9 protein-coding genes and 1 rRNA gene are annotated in these 13,585 nt (G+C 58.9%); 4 read left to right on the forward strand and 6 right to left on the reverse strand.

Features of this window, described 5'->3' with window-relative positions; all coding sequences use genetic code 11:
- Nucleotides 1-9: 9 nt before the first annotated feature.
- Nucleotides 10-125: ribosomal RNA gene (gene rrf, locus CRP40_RS21490) — 5S ribosomal RNA — on the forward strand.
- A 109-nt stretch (nt 126-234) separates the two neighbouring features.
- On the opposite strand, the gene CRP40_RS21495 is transcribed toward rrf, so the two are convergent.
- From CRP40_RS21495 to CRP40_RS21510, 4 genes are all read right to left on the reverse strand, one after another.
- Entirely contained in the window at nt 235-2,721 is a 2,487-nt protein-coding gene (locus CRP40_RS21495) for a TonB-dependent siderophore receptor (protein ID WP_027915756.1), read from the reverse strand.
- A gap of 99 nt (nt 2,722-2,820) precedes the next feature.
- On the reverse strand, nt 2,821-3,795 hold the full coding sequence (locus CRP40_RS21500) for a FecR domain-containing protein (RefSeq protein WP_027915755.1): 975 nt from the start codon (nt 3,793-3,795) through the stop codon (nt 2,821-2,823).
- An 11-nt stretch (nt 3,796-3,806) separates the two neighbouring features.
- A complete protein-coding gene (locus tag CRP40_RS21505) occupies nt 3,807-4,304 on the reverse strand; it encodes a sigma-70 family RNA polymerase sigma factor (RefSeq protein ID WP_027915754.1) in 498 nt (165 codons plus the stop codon).
- A 91-nt stretch (nt 4,305-4,395) separates the two neighbouring features.
- On the reverse strand, nt 4,396-5,085 hold the full coding sequence (locus tag CRP40_RS21510; protein ID WP_027915753.1) for a GntR family transcriptional regulator: 690 nt from the start codon (nt 5,083-5,085) through the stop codon (nt 4,396-4,398).
- A 202-nt stretch (nt 5,086-5,287) separates the two neighbouring features.
- On the opposite strand from CRP40_RS21510, the gene lapG reads away from it, so the two are divergent.
- A complete protein-coding gene (lapG, locus tag CRP40_RS21515) occupies nt 5,288-6,049 on the forward strand; it encodes a cysteine protease LapG (RefSeq protein WP_027915752.1) in 762 nt (253 codons plus the stop codon).
- A 10-nt stretch (nt 6,050-6,059) separates the two neighbouring features.
- The gene (lapD, locus tag CRP40_RS21520; RefSeq protein WP_027915751.1) at nt 6,060-8,018 is read left to right on the forward strand and encodes a cyclic di-GMP receptor LapD; all 1,959 of its coding nucleotides are present in this window, start codon (nt 6,060-6,062) and stop codon (nt 8,016-8,018) included.
- Between the two features lie 45 nt (nt 8,019-8,063).
- On the opposite strand, the gene CRP40_RS21525 is transcribed toward lapD, so the two are convergent.
- Complete coding sequence (locus CRP40_RS21525; protein WP_023535148.1) at nt 8,064-9,440, reverse strand: HlyD family type I secretion periplasmic adaptor subunit; 1,377 nt, start codon at nt 9,438-9,440, stop codon at nt 8,064-8,066.
- Complete coding sequence (locus tag CRP40_RS21530; protein ID WP_027915750.1) at nt 9,430-11,586, reverse strand: type I secretion system permease/ATPase; 2,157 nt, start codon at nt 11,584-11,586, stop codon at nt 9,430-9,432. The genes CRP40_RS21525 and CRP40_RS21530 overlap by 11 nt, the downstream gene beginning before the upstream one ends.
- 941 nt (nt 11,587-12,527) lie before the next feature.
- Between CRP40_RS21530 and CRP40_RS21535 the strand changes: the two genes are divergently transcribed.
- Nucleotides 12,528-13,585: retention module-containing protein (locus tag CRP40_RS21535; RefSeq protein ID WP_141400922.1), on the forward strand; the 1,058-nt coding region annotated here is incomplete at its 3' end.

The raw sequence follows: 13,585 nt of genomic DNA on the forward strand, positions 1-13,585 counted from the left end.
ACAGAATTTCTTGACGACCATAGAGCATTGGAACCACCTGATCCCATCCCGAACTCAGCAGTGAAACGATGCATCGCCGATGGTAGTGTGGGGTTTCCCCATGTGAGAGTAGGTCATCGTCAAGATTCAAACAAAAAAGCCCCTGTCTGCGCTGCAGACAGGGGCTTTTTCTTTTGGGGGGTTTAAACACCCCTAATGACTAGCTTCTGATAAGCGGTTGTCCCGCTGTGCGCTTTAGAACTGGTAGCTCACTGTGGCGCTCACATTACGCTCTTCGCCCATGTAGCAGTAATTCAAACTGGCGCACGAGGTGATGTATCGCTGATTGGTCAGGTTGTTGGCATTCAGACGAACATCCAAGCCCTTCAGACCCAGCTTACCCATGTCGTAGCCCAACGAGGCATCAACCAACGTGTAGGAAGGCACCTTGCGGCTGTTCTCTGCATCTGCCCAGCTATGCCCCACATACCTCACGCCGCCGCCCAACCTAATCCCGTCGAGCGCGCCTTGCCGGAAGTTGTAGTCGGCCCACAGCGAGACCATTTGCTCCGGGGCTTGGGTAGGCGAATTGCCTTTGTTGTCCAGACCGCTGGATACAAGGCTAGGCATCGATTTCGAGTACTCGATGTCGGTGTAGGTATAGCCACCCAGCAGTTTCAAGTTATCAGTGACCTGCACATGCGCTTCCAACTCCAACCCTTGCGAGCGCACTTGACCGACAGGCCTGTAGAAGTCTTCATCCGGTTGCTTGGAGGCCAGGTTCTCCTGCTCGATACGGAACACAGAGGCGGTGTACAGGTTGTCGCTACCAGGTGGCTGATACTTGATACCGGCTTCCCACTGAGTGCCCTCGGTAGGAGCAAGCGGTTTTCCGTCTTGATCGGATACGGTATTCGGGTTGAAGGACTCGGAGTAGCTCACATACGGCGCCAGGCCATTCTCGAAGAGATAGAGCACCCCAGCGCGAGTCGTGAAGTTGGAACGCTTGTCACTGACCCTGGTATTGGTATCACGATTTTCCTCGGATACCTTGACCCAATCCTGGCGCAGGCCCAGTGAGAAGCGCCATTGATCCAGCTCCACCAGATCCTGCAGATAGACACCCGTCTGTTGCAACCGGCGTTGGTATCGGTTTTCACCGAGCACCTGCAGGTTGCCATTACCATACTGCGGGTTAGCCGCATCCAGCGGATCTACAGTGCCATAACGCCACGAGACATCGGCTTTGCGGCGCTGGTAATCCGTGCCCAGCAGCAGGGTGTGCTTGGCAATGCCGGTGAAGAATTCAGCCTGGACCATGTTGTCGATGATGTAGGAGTGCAGCCGCTCATCACCCCCGGTGTAAGCTCGGTTGAGGACGGTACTGTCGGCATCTGCCCAACCTGCCGAGTACACCTGGTCCATCGATACGTCCGAGTCCTGGTAGCGGAAGTTCTGCCGCGCGGTAAATACATCGTTGAAGCGATGCTCGAACTGGTAACTGAACGACTGCTGGGTGCGCTCGTAATTGTCGATGCCCGGCTCCCCTTCGAAGAAGTGATCCGACAGGCGTACCCCATTACGCTTGCTCAGCATCCCGTCTGCAGGATTACCGCCGTGATACCCCCCGTTTGGATCACGCTGCAAGTAGGCCTGCAGGGTCAGCGATGTGTCTTCGCTGAAGTCGATGCTAAGCGACGGAGCGATGGCGTAACGTTCTTCCTTGTTGTGATCGAACTGAGTATCCGAAGCGTCTGCCAAACCGGTCAGGCGATAGGCAATACGCTTGTCTGCATCCAACGGGCCGCTGGTATCGAAGCCCAGCCCGCGCTGACCTTGGGTACCAACCGACGCTTGAACTTGATGGAAAGCGGTGAACACGGGCTTTTTGGTGGTCAGTGCGACCAATCCACCCGGTGAGCTACGGCCATAAAGGACCGAAGAAGGCCCTTTCAAGACATCGATCCGTTCCAGGAAATAGGGGTCGACCTGCATCGTGCTGTAGGTGCCGTTGTCCCCCATGGACTTGAGGCCGTCTACGTAGATATTATCCACCGACCCGTCATTGAAACCTCGCATGGCCACGTAGTCATACCGGTGCGTCGCGCCATAGGGGCTGGTCATCACCCCTGGGGTATAGCGCATGGCCTGGGCGACGGTTTGAGAACCTTGGTCGTCGATCTGTTGCCGGGTTACCACCGAAACCGATTGGGATGTCTCTACCAGTGCCAAGCTGCTTTTAGTAGCGACCTGGCTGTGGGTGGCGTTATAACCCTCCATGCTCCCCAAGGCATTGCCCAGGGTGAAACCTCGAATGTCCGTATCGGGTAACGCCAGCGCAGCTTCCGCTGGCTGAGCCTGTACGATGAAGGTCCGGTTTCCTTGATCCAGCGCCGTCAAGCCGCTTCCTGCCAACAGCACCCCTAACGCCTGCTCAGCCGAGTACTGTCCGTGAAGTCCTCTGGACTGCAAGCCTTGAGTGAGTACCGGCGTACTGGAAAGCGTGATGCCCGCCTGACGAGCAAATTGATTGAGCACTTCATCCAGGGGCCCAGGCGCAATTGCATAAGTCGAGCTGACCAGTGAGGCATCAGCGGCGAGTGTGATGCCAGGCACCATGGCCAATCCAAGCGCCGTACCCAGCAAGGCAGCGCGGATGGCATTGCTTAGCAAATCTGAGTGCAAGACAGGTCGAAAATCATTCGCGCCAAAGGCGTACAGTTTTACCGGGTTGGTTGACATGAAAGGGTCCGTAAAATGTGCAGGAGATTCTTCTCACTGATCTAGCCGGATACGCGGCCAAAACCCGACACATTAGGAACAGGCTTTGTTCACCAAAGTCTAGGCACGACCCAGCGCTTCCACGCGCACCCACCATCGCGTTAAATGACGGACTTGAACGGGAAGCGTGGTGGGCAGCAATTGCAGGAGATGTTCTGGATTCTGGAGGCGGAATACCCCGGACAAACGGAGCTCAGCAATGTCATCGCTGCAGGTGAGATAACCGCGGCGGTATCGGCTGATCTGCGTCAGGAAATCCCTGAGCAACATGTTCTTGCCCACGATGAGGCCTTCGGTCCAGGCCATCGCGTCCATCCCTGAAGGCGTCACCTGCTCGGCACCGCTGGCGGTGACGCGCCATTCTCCACCTGGCTCGAGCCATTGGATCAGGCCGGTGCTCTGGCTGCGAGTGAATACTCGCCCCTCACTGACGACCACCCGTAGGCAATCGTCCTCGATACGCCCCACGAAGCGCCCCCCGACGGTTTGCAACGCTGCGGTATTCGTGCGCAGAGTGACTGGAGGTTGTCCAGGAGCTGCCTGTCGACAGTCCAGCATGACCTCACCCCGCTTGAGGTCGATCGACAATTGCTGCCTGTTGAAGGCCACGTCCACGGCACTTCGGGTATTGAGTTGTAGCCGAGAGCCGTCGGGTAAGGTCACGTCTCTGCGCTCACCCGTGGCTGTCGCGTAGTCGGATGACCAGGCCTGTACCACACTCAAGTCCTTGCTCAGCCATGCTGCCGATCCGAACACGGCAACGGTGCCCAGCAGCTTCAACGCCTGTCGCCGCTCAAGCCGCCGATGACTGGCCTCCAGTGTCTGCAGCGCAACCCCCGCAGCGGGCACGTGGCGCAGGTCCAGATCCTGTTCCAAATGCAGCACGCGTTGCCAGGCCAGCTCATGGGTCGCAGCCTCGGAGCGCCACTGCGCGAGACGCTCGTTCAAAGCCGGATCCTCACCACTGTGGCGAAGTTTCAGCATCCACTGGATGGCTTGTCTGACCGTCTTGGCGTCGGGATGAGGGCTAGGCATAACCGGTGTCATTACGCTTCGTAGCGCAGCAGGTAGCAGTGATAAAGCGCGTCAGCAATGTAGCGCTCCACCGTTCTCACCGATACGCCCATCTGCTGTGCAATTTCCTGATGCCGCAGGCCCTCGCATTGGGCTAGCAGGAAAGCAGTGCGAACCTTTGGCTTGAGGCCATCGAGCATCTTGGCAATGCGTTCAAGCAACTCCAGCAGCAGCTCGCGGGTCTCCACATCGGGCGTGTTAGCCTCCGGCACCAGCGCCAGCGCTTCCAGATAGGCTTTGTGCAGTTCCTCTCGACGCCAGTGGTCGATGATCAACCCGCGCGCCACCGTGCGCAGAAACGCCCTGGGCTGTTGTATCTGCAGATGCTCGCGGCGTTGCAACAGCCGCATGAAGGTATCCTGGGCCACGTCAGCAGCGTCGGCCGCATTGCCAAGCCTGTGGCGCAGCCAGGTATGCAGCCAGCCATGATGAGCACTGTAGAGGTTTTGCACGAGATCGTTGCTAGGCATGAGACACAGCTATCAGGGCTTAAATGATAATTAGTCTCATTGTTTCGCTCGGCGCGAGATTTTGCAACCTACCTGTCGGTCCCCAAGCCATTCAGTGCGAGCGCTGGCTGTCCAAGTACCTTCGAATGGTCACGGCTGCGCTGTTGAGGTGCTGCTCCAATACCGCAATTGCATCGCTGACACGTTTGGCACTGGCGGCATCGACCAAGGCCGTGTGATCGTCTTGGGTGAGCTTGCCCAGGCCCATCGACGAAAGATGAAAGCGTAGAAACCGCTCCTCTTGCATCAATTCGTTATCGATCAGGCGCAGCAGTTTATGGTTCGCTGCCTTGCTATAAAGCACCATGTGAAGCTCACGATTAAGACGAGCGATCTCGGCATGTCGTGTTTCGTTTTCCAGTTGCTGGATGCAACTGCGGGCCTTGGCGATGTCTTGCGCCGTCAGAAGCGGAATGGATTGACGCAACGCCTCGCTTTCGAGCAGAACACGCAAGTCGTAGGCATCTGCCGCATCCTCGCCTATCAGCGGCGCAACGACTGCGCCCTTGTGAAGCTCCACGTTCAACAGTGACTGCGCTTCCAGTTGACGCAGCGCCTCACGCACGGGCATACGGCTGACGCCATAAAGTGTCGCCAACTCCTGTTGCCTGATTGCCGTTCCGGGTGGCAAACGACCCTCGAGAATGGCACTGCGCACGCGTTCTTCAATAACGCCGCGGGCCAGATGTGGCAGCAACTGTTCACTGTTCAACACGCTGCTCAGTTTGATTTTGTTGCCCACGCAACGCCTGCCTTAAACGATTACCAAAGTTGGATCCAATGACACGGTTATAGCGGTATGACGTGTCAAATGCTGGCCTCTACTGGGGGCATGCCCCAGGGCGCGGCTATGGTGGATGAAGTTGCTCCCCAAAGGAAGTGACATGACCCGCGCGGCAAGCGTTGATCCGGCGTACTCCGACACAGAGGCCGATGATCGCGATGTGCCATTGTCTTTTGCGGTGTCAGGCCGCACCATCGCTTCTTTCGACTGGCCTGGACAGTGCTTGGCAGTGGCGATCACCCCGATGCTCAAAACCGTGCTGCACCGAGTTGCCCTGGCTGCGCTGCTGGGTGGCCTGCTGCTGGGCGGTTTGCATGCCGACTGGGATTTCGCCCAGATCAGTCGCCAGTCTCAAGCGCTGTACGGGCCATTGGGGGAGGGCAAAGCGCGAATCGATGCGTGGCAGAACCTCATGGCCACCCAGAAGCAGGGGACTGAGCTTGAGCGTCTGCAGGTGGTCAACTGGTTCTTTAACCAACAATTGCGCTACGTCGAGGATATCGATCTGTGGCACGAGGTCGATTACTGGGCAACACCGGTCCAAGCACTGATAAAAGGGGCTGGCGATTGCGAGGATTACGCTATCGCCAAGTACTTCAGCCTCAGGCGCATGGGCATCCCCAGCGAGAAACTGCGGATCACCTACGTCAAGGCCTTGCGACAGAACCGGGCACACATGGTACTGACCTATTATTCAACGCCCCAGGCGCAGCCGTTGGTGCTCGACAGCCTGATGGACGCGATCAAGCCGGCCAGCCAGCGCCCCGACCTGTTGCCCGTCTATGCCTTCAACGGTGAAGGCCTATGGCTGACAGGCGCCGGTGGCAACAAGAAAGTCGGCGACACCAAGCGCTTGTCGCGCTGGCAGGACCTATTGAAAAAAATGCAGGCCGAAGGCTTCCCGGCCGAGCCGGTTTACTGAAGGAGCACAGATGTCACTGTTCAAACAATTGCTGTTGGCTATTTGCCTGTTCCTGGTAGTGGCGTTCACCGGCAGTTTCATGGTCAGCCTGGAGAGTTCGCGAAGCCAGTATGTCAACCAGCTCCGCTCGCATGCACAGGATGCAGCCACTGCGCTGGCCCTGTCGCTTACGCCCAATATCGATGACCCTGCCATGGTCGAGCTGATGGTGAGTTCGATCTTCGACAGTGGCTACTACGCCAGTATCAAAGTGGTGGACCTGGCTTCCAATACGGTGCTCGTCGAGCGCCATGCCGAACCAGACCCTGGGGGCGTACCCCGTTGGTTCGTTCACCTGATCGGTCTGGAAGCTGCCGGTGGCGATGCGTTGGTCAGCCGTGGCTGGCAGCAGGCGGCACGCGTCGAGGTCATCAGTCACCCCATGTTCGCCATTGCCAAGCTCTGGCAAAGCGCGTTGGGCAGCCTGGGCTGGCTACTGCTCTGTGGTGCCGCCAGCGCCATTCTGGGGGCGTTGCTGCTGCGCCGGCAGCTCAAGCCGCTGGACTACATGGTCGAACAGTCCCATGCCATCGCCAGGCGTGAATTCCTGAGCCTGCCTGAACTGCCCCGCACACCCGAGCTCAGGCGCGTCGTCCAGGCCATGAACCAGATGGTCGAAAAGCTCAAGGCACTGTTCACCGAGCAGGCCGAGCGCAGCGAGCGGTTACGCGCCGAGTCCTATCAAGACACCTTGACCGGTCTGTCCAACCGTCGCTATTTCGAAATGCAGCTCAATGCTCGGGTCAGCAACCTTGAGGAAGCACGGGCAGGCTACCTGTTGTTACTTCGGGTTCAAGGCCTGGCGGGCCTCAACGCGCGTCTGGGTGGCCAACGCACGGATCAGTTGCTGCAAGCCGTCGGTGAGCAATTGCGCCGCGCCTGCGCAAGCTTCCCGGAAACCAACGACCTGATTTCCCGCAGCCGGGGTGGTGAATTCGCCGTGCTGGCACCTGGCATGGTGCATGAAGAAGCCATACAGCTGGCCCAGGCGCTTGAGGCTACGCTGCAGAGCCTGCATGAGACGGGGGCCACCGATATTCAACCGGTGGCCTGCATCGGCTTGGCCCCCTTCAGCCCGGGCGACGCGCCTCCAGCGTTGCTCAAACTGGCTGATGAAGCCCTGGCACGCGCGGAGAACCAGCCAACCCCGGGTTGGGTCTGCCTGGAGCAAGGCGTCGCTGCCGTGGCTGCCGACAGCCAGCACGACTGGCATGAGCGCCTCGACCAGGCCTTCAGCAACGGTCACTTCGAGCTGTTTTTCCAGCCGGTGGTCGATTGTGCAACCGCCCAGCAGGTGCTGCACCACAAGGTGATATCCCGCCTGAAGGATCGACAAGGCGAGGCGCTTCCAGCCGGTCGATTCCTCCCTTGGCTCGAGCGCTTTGGCTGGATGCCAAGGCTGGACCTTCTGGTGCTGCAGAAGGTGCTGGCGCACATGCGTGGCCACGACCAGGTGCTGGCGCTGAACCTTTCCGCCGCTACCTTGGCGGACGCCCAGGCGCTGCAACGCATTTTCGAACTGCTCAGCCAGAACGTCGCCCTCGGGCCGCGTCTGGTGTTCGAAATCGGTGAAGAGCAGCTACCTGACCAGCCGGCGTTGGAGAAATTGACTCGAAGGCTGCACAGCCTTGGCTTCGGCCTGGCACTGCAACGCTTTGGCGGACGTTTCAGCATGATCGGTAACCTGTCCCACCTTGGATTGGCTTACCTGAAGATTGATGGCAGCTACATCCGTAACATCGACCATGAACAGCACAAACGCTTGTTCATCGAGGCGATCCAGCGTGCCGCGCACAGCATCGATCTGCCTCTGGTGGCCGAGCGCGTGGAAACCGAAGGTGAGCGCGCAGTGCTCTGCGAAATGGGTGTAGGAGGCATTCAGGGGCAGTTGGTGGGTGAGCCTGCCCCTTGGGCGCACGATAAGCGCTGACCTGCAGAAATGAGGGCCCGCACGCAAGGCCGTGCGGGCACACCCTCAGCGTTCGCGCAAGGCCTCGGAGCGGGCCTTCATGATGGGCTTGAGCAGGTAGCTCATGATGGTCTTCTTGCCGGTCATGATATCGACCGTTGCCACCATCCCGGGAATGATCAGCAGCGGCTTTTCATCGGTGCCCAGATGACTGCGATCGGTACGCAGCTTAATCAGGTAGTACGTGGTCTTCTTGTCTTCGTCGGTGATGGTATCGGCGCCGATCTGCTCAAGCTTGGCCTTGAGTCCCCCGTAGATGGTGTAGTCGTACGCGGTGAACTTGACCGTGGCTTCCTGGCCTGGGTGCAGGAAGGCAATGTCCTTCGGCAGGATCTTGGCCTCGATGACCAGCGTGTCGTCCAGCGGGACGACCTCGATGATGTCGCTGCCTGGCTGAATCACGCCGCCGATGGTGTTGACCAGCAACTGCTTGACGATACCCCGCACAGGCGAGGTCACCATGGTGCGGTGAACGCGGTCATCCAGCGCCTTGCTGGTAGCGGTCGCCTTGTTCAGTTCGGTCCGGGCTTCGTTCAGCTGGGTGAGTGCCTCGCTTCGGAACTTGCCGCGGGTCTCTTCGATCTTGCTCTGCACTTCTCGAACGGCCGCTTCGGCACGGGGGATGGCCAGCGACGTGGAGTCAAGCTGACCACGGTTCTCAACCTCGGCACGACGCAAGCGCAGCACCTCCACCTGGGAAATAGCACCCGTCGCGACCAAAGGCTCCGACATGCTGATTTCTTTACGCAGCAGCTCAAGGCTGTTGGCGTACTGCCCGCGCTTGGAGCTGTACTCGCGCAGTTCCTGCTGGCGCTGGACCAGTTGCTGTTGCAGTCCGCCAATTTCGTCCTGAAGCTGCTGGCGCCGACTCTGGTACAACGATTCTTCGCTGGCCGCTTGGCTAGGTGCGGCCTTGCGCAATTCTTCGTCGATCTCTAACGGCTTGCCGTCGACCTCTGCACTCAGGCGCTGAACCCGCAGGGCCATGGACAGCCGATCGGCTTCCGTTTCCCCCACGTTGGACGCGAAGCGGGTCTCATCCAGGCGCAGCAGAGGCTGCCCGACCTCGACGATCTCGCCTTCCTTGGCAAAGATTTCCGCCACGATGCCGCCTTCCAGGTTCTGGATTTTCTGCACCTTGGATGACGGGATGGCCTTGCCTTCACCACGCGTCACCTCATCGATGGGCGCAAAGCTGGCCCACACGATCAGGAACACGAAGAACAGGATGACGCCCCAGATCGTCAGGCGCACCACGCGCGGCGCGTCCTCGATAAGGGCCTTGTTGACCTCGGGCAGCGGCTGACCGCCCAACGAATCGCTGCCCTTGAAGTAACGCCGCAGGCCTTCCTTGAGTTGCCCGAAATCCAGCTTATGCGACACTGATCTGCCCCTTCTTCAACGCATCCATGACGGCCGCTTTCGGGCCATCGGCAACGATCTGCCCGCGATCGATCACGATCAGGCGGTCCACGAGTGACAGCAGCGATGCACGGTGAGTCACCAACAGTACCGTCTTGCTTTCCACCACGGCCTGCAAACGCTGCTTCAGGCGTTCTTCGCCGGTGTTGTCCATGGCGCTGGTGGGTTCGTCGAGCAGCAGGATCTGTGGGTTCAACAGCAATGCACGGCCCAGGGCCACGTTCTGCCGCTGCCCGCCGGACAGGTTCTGACCACGTTCGCCGACCTGCAGCTCGTAGCCGTCCGGGTGCAGTCGCGCGAACTCATGCACGCCTGCAAGCTCAGCCGCCTGCAAGATCATTTCGTCATCGATGTAGCGGGCCCCGCTGACCAGATTGTCCCGCAGCGTGCCCGCCAACAGCTGAATGTCCTGGGGCACATAACCAATGTTGTGGCGCAGTTCGCTGACGTCGATCTGGCGGATATCCACGCCGTCGACCAGCAATGAGCCGCCATCGGCCTCGTACAGGCCAACGATCAGCTTGGCCAGTGAACTCTTGCCCGACCCGCTGCGCCCGATGATCCCTACCTTCTCGCCAGGGCGGATGGTCAGGTTGATGTTCTTCAGCGCCATGTTCTGCTGGTTGGGGTAAGTGAAATCCACGCCGCGGAATTCCACGCTGCCCTGCAATACCCTACGGCTGAGCGGGCGCTCTTCGAAGTTGCGCTCTTGTGGCAGCTCCATCATGTGGTCGGTGGACACCATGGTCACCTTGGCTTGCTGGTAGCGAGCCAACAGGCCATTGAGCTGCCCCAAGGGCCCAAGGGCGCGGCCGCTGAGCATGTAGCACGCCACCAGGCCGCCCATGCTCAAGTTGCCGTCGATGATCAGGTACACACCCACGCAGATCATCGCCACCCCTGCCAACTGCTGAATGAGCAGAGTGATGTTCATGGCCAGGCTCGACAGTACCTTGACGCGCAATTCCAGCCGGCTGAGGGTACCGAGCGTCTGTTCCCACATGTACTGCCGCTCGCTCTCGGCGTTGTTGACCTTCACTGCGTCCAGCCCTGCCAGGGTCTCGATCAGGCTCGACTGGCGCTCCGAGGCCAGCGCCATGGTCCGCTCCATGGTCGCCATCAGCGGCCGCTGCAGTGCATAGCCGATGCCCAAGGCCAGTGGGAAGGCGATGATCGGGATCCACACCAAGTGTCCGCCAATGATCGCGATGACGATCAGGATCAGCACCGTGAACGGCAAGTCGATCAGGCTAGTCAGCGTCAACGACGCCAGGAAGTCACGAAGGCCTTGGAACTCGTGAATGTTCTGGGCAAAGCTGCCTACCCGGGCCGGTCGATACTTCATCGACATGCCCACGATACGTTCGAACAGTGTCGCCGAAATGATCAGGTCGGTCTTTTTCCCTGCAAGGTCCAGACATAATCCGCGCAGGCCCTTGAGGATCAGGTCGAAGATATAGGCGCCCGCGATACCGACCGCCAGCACCCAGAGGGTCGAGGTCGCCTGGTTGGGAACGACCCGGTCATACACGTTCATGACGAACAGTGGCGCGGCCAGGGCGATCAGGTTGATCACAAGGCTCGCGGCGATGGCATCGATGTACAGCCACTTGCTGCGCAGCAGCGTATCTCGGAACCAGGATTTGGCTCGGGGGATCAGGTTGCCATGGTTGACGTCGAATTTGTGCTGCGGCTGCGCGAAGAACACTCGCCCGCTGTAGTCATCCTGAAGCGTCTCACGGCTGACCTGAACTTCGCCGCCATCGCTTTCGCTCAGTAACAGCCGTGCAGTGTCTTCGTTTTCCCACCCGAGCAACACGGCACTGCGTCCGCCTTTTAGCAACAGGATCGCGGGCATGGCAATGCTTGGAATCTGCTCCAGCTTGCGCTGCAACAGACGGCCCTGCAGGCCGGCCCTGGCCGCCGCACGGGGCAGCAGCTCGGGGCTCAGGCGCTGTGCGGGTAAAGGCAGACCCGTGCTAAGCATGACCCGGCTGGCAGGTTTCTGGTGCAGTACACACAAGCTCAGCAGACTATCCAGCAAAGGATCGTCGTGCTGACTACGTGGGTCATGGTTGAGCTGGACTCGACTGACTTCTGATTCCACGCGGCGCTCTCTTCATCCTTGTGGTGGGTGGGGATGAGCTGGCCGCCGATCATTCGATGGCAGCAAACCCAGGCATTCAGTGGGGCAATGCATGTCGGCGCTCGGTAGGCATGCAGCGAGCGATGCAGTGTGTCGCCAATGGTCGCCTTGAATTAGGTGGTGAGTAAACAACTGTATCGGTCTCTTTACTACATGACGCTGATCAGCAGATAAACGTTTCATTTCTGAATCACGCTGCAATCCAGGCTTCAAGATGCTGGGATAGGCGCAGAGAAACGACATGTGTCAGGCCTGCCGTTACAGCCTAGCTCAATGTCATTTATCAGGCGCTGGTTTGCTGGCGTTGGTGCGACCCGTGTTAGGTAAAATTCATCCAGGTAAATCCACTTCCGTTGTCGACTCTGGCCGATAATCGCAGGCGCGTTATAAGGCCTGTTTAGACGATTAGCGCATTCGGTCGTCGTTCATTCTACGGTGAAGCAGCCTGAAAATTGGCAACATCAAGTGGCGTCTCGGGCATGTAATCGGCAAGGTTTATGCTTACGAGTCTTGGAAATGTGGCGTCAATAAACAAAATTGACCTTCTATTGACGCTGTTGGTCCTATTGAGCCCGACGAACGGTTGAAAGGCATGTGATTTATGGCTGCTGTCATCACCTGGGCCCGCGTGCTCCGTGCCATTGCGCTGTTTTAATGACGCAACGCATTTGCTGTTGATTGGCCCTTGGCTAAGGTAAAAATATCAATGTGACATTACCTTGGTGATTGTTTAGGATGGCCGATATAAGGTCAATAGTTTGGCATAAGTCTAATTACATTTCGTCATAGACGGAATATTGACGCAATCAAGCGTCAAGAGATCATCGACATAATTCCTGTTCAGGTGGCTGCGGATGCCGCTCTGGCACAGAAGTACCCCAGCGGGTCACACGGAGAGTCCAATGAGCAGCGTTGTAGCCATCGTCAAAAGTATTGTCGGCCAGGTTATCGCGGTATCCCCTGAAGGCATCCGGCGTGTGCTCATAGAAGGCGATCGACTTCTAGCGGGTGAGCAGGTCCTTACCGGCCCGGGTGGCGCGGTGACGCTGGAGTTGGCAGATGGCCGATTGCTCGACCTTGGTCGTGATACCCAGTGGAGCGCAGACGCGCCTGACAGCAGTACCGATTTGGGCCAGGCCGCTGCCCAGGCGGCGCCGTCTGTCGAAGAATTGCAACAGGCGATCGCCGCAGGCGCTGACCCGACCACCGATCTTGAAGCCACGGCTGCCGGTCCGACTGCTGCGGGCGGCGGTGCAGCAGGTGGCGGCCACAGTTTCGTCATGCTGGAAGAAACGGCCGGCAGCGTTGATCCCACGATAGGCTTCCCTACCGAAGGCCTTGGTTTTGCAGCGGCGGCCGCCCCCGTGGAAGTGGCTGGAACGCAAACCACCGCTGACAACCGAGTCACCGCGCCGACAACTGGCACTACGGTTGCCACCACCCTTGTGGTCGGGGCCACGCCATCGATCAGCGAAGCGGGTGGCGTCATTGTCTATACCGCTACGGTTGGCCAGGCACCGGGCAGCGACCTTGTCATCACGCTGGCCAACGGCTCTGTGATCGTCATTCCGGCCGGGCAGACCACTGGCAGTGTCAATGTCGTGATCCCGCCGAATGACACGCCCTACATTGATGGTGGGCAGATTTCTACAACGGTCACCGGTACCAGCGGGGGCAGTGGCATTACAGTAACCCCACCGCAAGGGCCGTTGGTTACTGAAATTACAGATACCATCGATGTCACCACTGCAACGTTGACCGCCACTCCTTCGGCCACCGAAGGCGGCGTCATCACTTATACCGTGACGCTGACCAACCCGGCCCAGACTCCGGTGACTGTGACCCTGTCCAACGGCCAGGTCATCATTGTTGAGGCAGGTAAGACCCAGGGCAGCATCGACTTCCAAACCCCGGCAAACGACGTCTACAACAACGGTTCGACCGTAAGTGTGACCATCGA

Origin of the sequence: Pseudomonas sp. URMO17WK12:I9 (assembly GCF_900230165.1) — a bacterium.
In the GTDB taxonomy this organism is placed as follows: domain Bacteria; phylum Pseudomonadota; class Gammaproteobacteria; order Pseudomonadales; family Pseudomonadaceae; genus Aquipseudomonas; species Aquipseudomonas fulva.

Excerpts from the sequence above, each read along its gene's own strand:
- CRP40_RS21495 (WP_027915756.1), bottom strand. The coding sequence starts at position 2,721 with ATGTCAACCAACCCGGTAAAACTGTACGCCTTTGGCGCGAATGATTTT.
- CRP40_RS21500 (WP_027915755.1), bottom strand. The coding sequence starts at position 3,795 with ATGCCTAGCCCTCATCCCGACGCCAAGACGGTCAGACAAGCCATCCAG.
- CRP40_RS21505 (WP_027915754.1), bottom strand. The coding sequence starts at position 4,304 with ATGCCTAGCAACGATCTCGTGCAAAACCTCTACAGTGCTCATCATGGC.
- lapD (WP_027915751.1), top strand. The coding sequence starts at position 6,060 with ATGTCACTGTTCAAACAATTGCTGTTGGCTATTTGCCTGTTCCTGGTA.